1 pseudogene is annotated in these 251 nt (G+C 38.6%); it reads left to right on the top strand.

The annotated features are described in order from the left end of the window. Window positions 1-123: 123 nt before the first annotated feature. A pseudogene (locus tag ERX29_RS10905) lies at window positions 124-251 on the top strand (IS256 family transposase); the annotation flags it as partial.

Below are 251 nucleotides of genomic sequence, written 5' to 3'. Positions count from 1 at the left end.
ACTCCTTCTCGTATATCTTTTCTCATGAAATCCTCCTTGAAAGCATGAGAAAAGCATACTAAAAAATGTAGGAAAACCAACAATTTTAAATTGCCGTTTTCCTACATTTTAGTTTTGCCATTAACATTTAAGCAGCAGTGGTCTCATTATCCTGGTGCAGTGGATGTCTGGGTGAGACACTTTTCACATGTCGAACAGCTTTTTGACTATGGCAGCGGTATACGTAAGATCATGTACACCACAAACGCAGT

The sequence above is a fragment of the Macrococcus lamae genome, assembly GCF_004359545.1.
Classification (GTDB): domain Bacteria; phylum Bacillota; class Bacilli; order Staphylococcales; family Staphylococcaceae; genus Macrococcus; species Macrococcus lamae.
Note: the sequence above shows the minus strand (reverse complement) of the source record. Positions and strands in the feature narration are given on the sequence as shown.